Below are 6,083 nucleotides of genomic sequence, written 5' to 3' on the forward strand. Positions count from 1 at the left end.
CGCCCCGGGCGGGTGGGCGCGCGCGTCGCCGGGGTCCGGGGCGGGGGGGGGGGGGGGCCCGCGCCTGCTGGGTGGGGGGGGGGGTGTCCCCCCCCCGCCCCGCGCCCCCGCATGGCTCATCGTGCCCCGACCGGGCGCGACGGGCTCAGCCGCCCAGTTCCCCTGCGGCCTTCTTGATGTCCGCGGCGAAGGTGCTCACCTCGGTGTAGACGCCGGGCTTGCCCGGGCGGGCACACCCCTCGCCCCAGCTGACGATGCCGACCTGTATCCAGGCACCTGCCTCGTCCTTGCGGAACATGGGGCCGCCGGAGTCCCCCTGGCAGGTGTCGACGCCGCCGGCGTCCAGGAGCCCGGCGCAGATCTCCTCGCCGGGGGTGAGCTGGTCACCGTACGCCGACTGGCAGGCGGCGTCGTCTATGAACGGCACCTTGGCCTTGAGCAGATACCGCTGCTGGGAGCCGCCTTCCTTGTCCGCGCCCCAGCCGGCTATGTCGAACTCGCCGTTGGTGAGCTTGTCGTCCTCGGCGATCGGCAGCGTCGGCAGGTCGATGGGCTTGTCCAGTTTGATGAGCGCCCAGTCTTTGCCCTTGCCGTTGTATCCGGGGGCTTGGAGGACCTGGGTGGACTTCGCGCTGACCGCTCCGGGGTCTTCCAGGTCCACGACACCGGCGGTCGCGGTGATGTCCGTGTTGGGGCCGCTGCCGTCGACGCAGTGGGCGGCGGTGAGCACGATGTCCTTGGCATACAGCGCACCGCCGCACCCCATGGACAGCCGGACCATGAACGGGAACTCGCCCTGCTCGGCGGGGGTTCCGCCGACGACCGTCGGGCCCAGGTCGCCGCGTGGGGTCGGCTCGGGGGCTGCGGCGGCGGTGCCGGACTGGAGGCTGAGGGCGGCGAGGGCGACGGCACCGATCGCGGTGGTCGTCCTGAGGTGCTTCAGGAAGGTGGTCAAGAGACTTCCTCTCGTGGGGGGATGAGCGCCACGAGCCCAGACCCACGTCCGGGAAACGGAAGTCGCCACCGTGACAGTGCGGCTGAATGACGGCAGCACGGCATAAGGCGTCCGAACCCAGTGGGGGATGAGTTCGCAGAGCGCCTAGCGATTATCCGGAACAGATACTCGACGAACAAGAGTCCCAGTAGGCACAACCGCCTTTCCTTCAGGCGTTGTTGCCTTCAAAACCTCACTTCTCGCCGATTCTCGGCACCCCGGTCCGCCGCCCGGCGCGGCTGTGATCGGACACGCACCATCCGCAGCAAACGTCGTTGGCTCCCAGTTGACGCTACTGACTTCGGCGCTTTGAGGTGGTCGGCTGGGCAAGCGCCTCCAGTACCGCCCCGACGCCCTCGACGGCTTCCTCGCCGGGACCGGACTCGCCATCGACCTCCCGCCACCATCACCTTGAAGCGCCTGGTCGGTTAATCGGTTGCACGCCACCGAGACGGGGTGTCTGATCCCGGCTATGACGATTGTGCTGAGGACGCCGACGGCCGACGGAGTGCGCGAGGCCATCGCGGCGATGCGGGAGTGGCAACACGACGAAACGCCGATGCAGCTGCATCCCGGGGACATCGGCTGGAACTACCGGTTCGGAACGGCCGAGACGGCCGCGGCGGTACGGACCTGGAGCCGGCACGGACGGATCGTCGCCGTCGGGATGCTGGATTCGCCGACGCTCGTGCGGATGACGGTCGCTTCCGACGCCTTCCATGACGAGGACTTGGCGCGGCGACTCGTCGAGGACTTCTCGCTGCCCGAGCGCGGCGTGCTGCCGGAAGGAGGGGTGTCCATCGAGGCGCCGCAGGGCCTGCTGCTCCACGACCTGCTGACCAAGGAGGGCTGGGGCGTCGACGAGCCGTGGACGCCGCTCTTCCGCGACCTCGCCGAAGCGGTGGAGGACCCCGGCGTGCGGATCAAGGAGATCGGCCTGGAGCAGGCACAGGACTTCGCAGACGTCCTGCGGTCCGCGTTCAACACCACGAAGCCCACGCGCGAGTACCGGCACAAGATGTCCGCGGCACCGTTCTACGCCGACGCCCGCTGCCTGGGTGCTTACGACGACCAGGGCAACCCCGCGGCGGTGGTGACGGTCTGGTCGGCCGGCCCCGGGAAACCAGGACTGGTCGAGCCACTGGGCGTCCACACGGACCACCGCGGCCGCGGCTACGGCCGGGCAATCACTGTCGCCGGGGCGGCCGCACTGCGGCAGATGGGCTCGTCAAGCGTGCGTGTGTGCACGCCGAGCTCCAACGTCGGCGCCGTCGCCACGTACAAGGCGGCCGGGTTCGCGGCGAGGCCGGAGATCGCCGACCGGATCCGGAAGGTCTGACGTCGGGTCTGCGGACCTTCTCACCATGCCGCAGCACCTCGTACGGCGGCCATGCTCGCCAGAGCCTCGTGCGGCAGCCGCACGAGGCTCTGCTCTCGGCTCGATCGGACATCCGCACCAACTCCGAGGGAGCCCGGCGGACGAAGGCGGTTCCATCCGTCATCCGCATAGCGCATACCAACGACATCCTGCGCGAATAACCATCAGTCGGCCGTACAAACCAGCCAACCACCTCGAAGCGCCGAAATCAGTAACTGTCGGCCGCGTCCGACCCACCAGAGACGGCGTCCACGGCCTCGGCACCCTCAGTGATGACTGGACGGATCTGCTTGCGGTAGACGGTTTCGGTGGCGTGAGTCCCGCTGTGACCGACGACCTGTGCGATCACTTCCAGTCTGACGGCTGCCGTTCGCGCCCTGGGCGGCGGCCGACCGGCTGAGGAACTTCGGGGTGCCGGGGGGCGTTGGGAGGAGGACGCGTGAATGCGCGGGGACGACCGGAACGATATGGGCAGAAGCCGAGGTGGCACGCGTGGCGATGTGGGATCGGATCAAGGACCAGGCCAAGAGTCTGCAGCAGCAGTCGCAGGGGACGCAGGGCTCTGGCGGACGTGGGCGACCGGGTACGGGGGCCACCGGCGGATCGCGGGCTCAGCTGGTGAGCACGCTCAAGTCCCAGCTCACGTCCCTCAAGGCGGAGCTGAAGAGCGGCGCCTACCGGGACGCCAGCATGGCGATGTGTGCTCTGGTCGCGGCTGCCGACGGTCAGGTCGACCCGGCAGAGCGACAGCATGTGGAATCACTGATCCTGAACAACGACGTCCTGCAGAACTTCCCGTCCGACCAGTTGCGGCAGCGGTTCAACAAGCATGTCGACCAGCTGGCGTTCAACTTCCAGCAGGGCAAGGCTGAGGCCATGCAGGAGATCGCCAAGGCGGCGAAGAAGCCGACGGAGGCCAGGGCGGTCGTGCAGACCGGTTTCGTCGTCGCCGGTGCGGACGGTTTCGTCGCGCCGGCCGAGGAGCAGGTCCTGCGCGAGGCATGCTCGGTGCTCGGCCTGTCCCCGCAGGAGTTCAACATCTGACCAACTGCCCCACCGAGTGTCGCGGTGGTACGGCGGAGTGGCATCCACAGCTGACATCAACGCCCCCAGACGGCAGCAGCTCCGGGCAGCCTGACAGAGCCCGCGCTACCAGCTGAAGCCCGCTGCCACGGCCCCCGGGGCGAACTTGCACATCAGATGCCGGCGCTTCGAAACCATCCGCGTCCTCCAGCGCAAAGACCCCCAGCGGATTGCGGCTGGGAGCCTTTGGCCAGGAAGGGAACCATGGTCGGTCACGGGCGCTGAACCACGCACCGGGATCCACCCTCGGCGCTCGCACCCTGGTCGGCGTCCTGGGTCTGGGGCTGTGCAAGCGGAAGCACTCCGGCTGAGTAAGTCGACCTGGACTGGTTGCCTCGCAGGTCAAGTCTCATTCCGTCACCGCACGTTCCCCCGAGGGCGCCCGTCGGGGCGCCGGATGGTCGAGGTGAACTACCACGGTGGTGTAGAACCGGTGCACGGCATCGTCGACGCTTCGGATGAAGCTCGACTCGGCGTTACCGCGGGTGCTTCCCATGCTTTTGAAGAGGGACAGGCGAAAACCCGTGATCTGGGTGCCGTTGCCCTCGGGGAGCATGACCGCTGGCTCAGGGACGAACAGCGCGGACATGGCCGGCTGAGAGATGGAGCTCGTACGGCAGGCAGCAGTCGGAGCAGAGGGTCGCGACGAGGGTTCCGCAGGCGCACAACTGGTTCAATCCGCCGTCCGGGGTCGCTCCGCAGCAAGCGGCGGACGCGTGCTGGAGCTCCAGGCCGCGGGCGTCGCCCGGGTTGATGACGATGTTGCCTCGCGGGCCCCGCGACACCAACGGCTGCCCGTGTACGTTGCTTATCGTCCCGCGGCGTGGCATCGCAGGCCCGGACGCCTCGGTGACGACCAAGGGCGCACCGTACGGCTCCGTCTCGATCGCATAGCAGCCTGACGGCACGGTCGCCGGTGACGGACCCGGCTCATCGGCGTCCCACCATGCGTAGTACGGAGCCTGGGGAACTGCGGGCAGCCGTGTGAGTGGCCCCGTCAGGGGCACGCCACATGTCGTGCACACGAACACCACCGCTTCGGCCTCTTGAGCCCCGTCGGTGATGTCAGCAAGCAGGGCGGCCTGCCTGTGCTCCGGCTTGCCGTCGCCCTGACGCTGGTCTCGCTGATCGTGCATGCGCTGACCGTACGCGGCACGCTGCCAGGCTCGGCGGCCACCCCCGCCAGAGCAGCGCACGACAGCAGTCCCGAGTCAAGCAACCAGGTGCTGCTGCTCGGCGACATCGCCTTCCATGCCAGCAGGGTGCTCTCGTGCCTGGGCACCAGACGCACTCGCTACTGACCAGCAAAGCCAAGCCGGCAAGAACCAGCGTCTGACCAGGGCGGAAGCCGATACGAGAGAGCGGGAGTCGGTCGGGGGACACCTGGGAGCCAAAGTGGGAGCCAACCGAGGCGACACGGGGCGGCTTCTCCTGGACGACCACGGACGACGATGCACCAAACCGCGTGGTCACCCGTGCACTCTCCGCAGCGTTCCTGAGCCCTCTCTTACCTCCCCCTTAAAGGGAGCATAAGGATCCTCTCCACCCGCTCCCATCAGCCGTTTTCGTCGATTCCGGGGACTAGCTTGCTGCTCGTCGGCGCTTGCCGAACGGCCCCGGTCCACTCCCCCACGCCACCGTTGAAGGAGATCTCCCACCATGACCGCTCGACGCAAGGCCACCGCCGTCACCGTGCTCGCCGCCGCACCGGTCGCGCTGACCGCGCTGACCGCCACACCGGCCGTCGCTCACGGGTCGATGACGGATCCGGTGAGCCGGGTGTCGGCCTGCTACGCCGAGGGGCCCGAGAGCCCGGAATCGGCGGCGTGCAGGGCGGCGGTCGCCGCCAGTGGCGCACAGGCGTTCTACGACTGGAACGAAGTCAACATCGCCAACGCCGCAGGCAACCACCGGCAGTTGATTCCCGACGGGAAGCTGTGCAGCGCCGGGCGCGACAAGTACAGAGGTCTTGATCTGCCGCGCACCGACTGGCCGGCCTCGAAGCTGACCGCGGGCGACCACACCTTCCGCTACAAGGGGACCGCCCCCCACAAGGGTTCCTTCGAGTTGTACATCACCAAGGACGGGTTCGACCCGTCGAAGCCGCTCAAGTGGTCCGACCTGGAGGGGAAGCCGTTCGCCAGAGTCGCAGACCCGAAGCTGGTCAACGGTGAGTACGTCTTCGAGGGGACGGTGCCGAGCAAGTCCGGGCGGCATCTCGTCTACTCGATCTGGCAGCGGTCCGACTCCCCCGAGGCCTTCTACACCTGCTCGGATGTGGTGTTCGGCAAGGACGGCAGCGGTTCGGCACCGGCGGACGGCGGCTCGCCTGCCCCGGTCGCGTCCACCCCGGCGGAGAGCCGCACACCCAAGGGCGGCGACGGGTCCGCGGACCACGGCGGGCAGCACGGCCTTGGGGCCGAGGGTCAGGACGCCGCTCCGCCGGAGGTGACCGAGAAGCCGGAGACCCCGGAGACCCAAGAGAACCCGGAGGACGCCGAGAAGGCCGAGAACACGACCCGGGCGAACAGCGCCGGTGCGGATCTCGCCGAGACCGGTGGCAGCGGGTCGGCTCCGTATCTGGCCGCGGGCGGCGCGGCGGTGGTCGCCCTCGGGGCGGCGGCGGTC

5 protein-coding genes and 1 pseudogene are annotated in these 6,083 nt (G+C 68.8%); 4 read left to right on the forward strand and 2 right to left on the reverse strand.

Going from position 1 to position 6,083, the window contains the following annotated elements:
• Positions 1–145: 145 nt before the first annotated feature.
• Positions 146–955 (reverse strand): S1 family peptidase, encoded by an 810-nt coding sequence (locus tag ACFWI9_RS26795; protein ID WP_387165745.1) that lies wholly within the window; start codon positions 953–955, stop codon positions 146–148.
• Positions 956–1,466: 511 nt separating this feature from the next.
• Here ACFWI9_RS26795 and ACFWI9_RS26800 point away from each other — a divergent pair.
• Positions 1,467–2,333 (forward strand): GNAT family N-acetyltransferase, encoded by an 867-nt coding sequence (locus tag ACFWI9_RS26800; protein ID WP_387165747.1) that lies wholly within the window; start codon positions 1,467–1,469, stop codon positions 2,331–2,333.
• 531 nt (positions 2,334–2,864) lie between these two features.
• Positions 2,865–3,416, forward strand: coding sequence for a tellurite resistance TerB family protein (locus tag ACFWI9_RS26805; RefSeq protein WP_387165749.1), 552 nt, complete (start codon positions 2,865–2,867; stop codon positions 3,414–3,416).
• A 388-nt stretch (positions 3,417–3,804) separates the two neighbouring features.
• Here the strand turns inward: ACFWI9_RS26805 and ACFWI9_RS26810 are convergent.
• Positions 3,805–4,026: pseudogene (locus ACFWI9_RS26810) on the reverse strand (TerD family protein); the annotation flags it as partial.
• A gap of 475 nt (positions 4,027–4,501) precedes the next feature.
• Here ACFWI9_RS26810 and ACFWI9_RS26815 point away from each other — a divergent pair.
• Together ACFWI9_RS26815 and ACFWI9_RS26820 are read left to right on the forward strand one after the other, a co-directional pair.
• Positions 4,502–4,756: a hypothetical protein gene (locus ACFWI9_RS26815; RefSeq protein WP_387165751.1), complete on the forward strand. Its 255-nt coding sequence runs from the start codon at positions 4,502–4,504 to the stop codon at positions 4,754–4,756.
• Positions 4,757–5,114: 358 nt separating this feature from the next.
• The coding region (locus tag ACFWI9_RS26820; protein WP_387165753.1) for a lytic polysaccharide monooxygenase at positions 5,115–6,083 on the forward strand (969 nt) is incomplete at its 3' end.

It is taken from the genome of Streptomyces sp. NPDC127084, assembly GCF_042724175.1.
Taxonomy (GTDB): Bacteria; Actinomycetota; Actinomycetes; order Streptomycetales; family Streptomycetaceae; genus Streptomyces.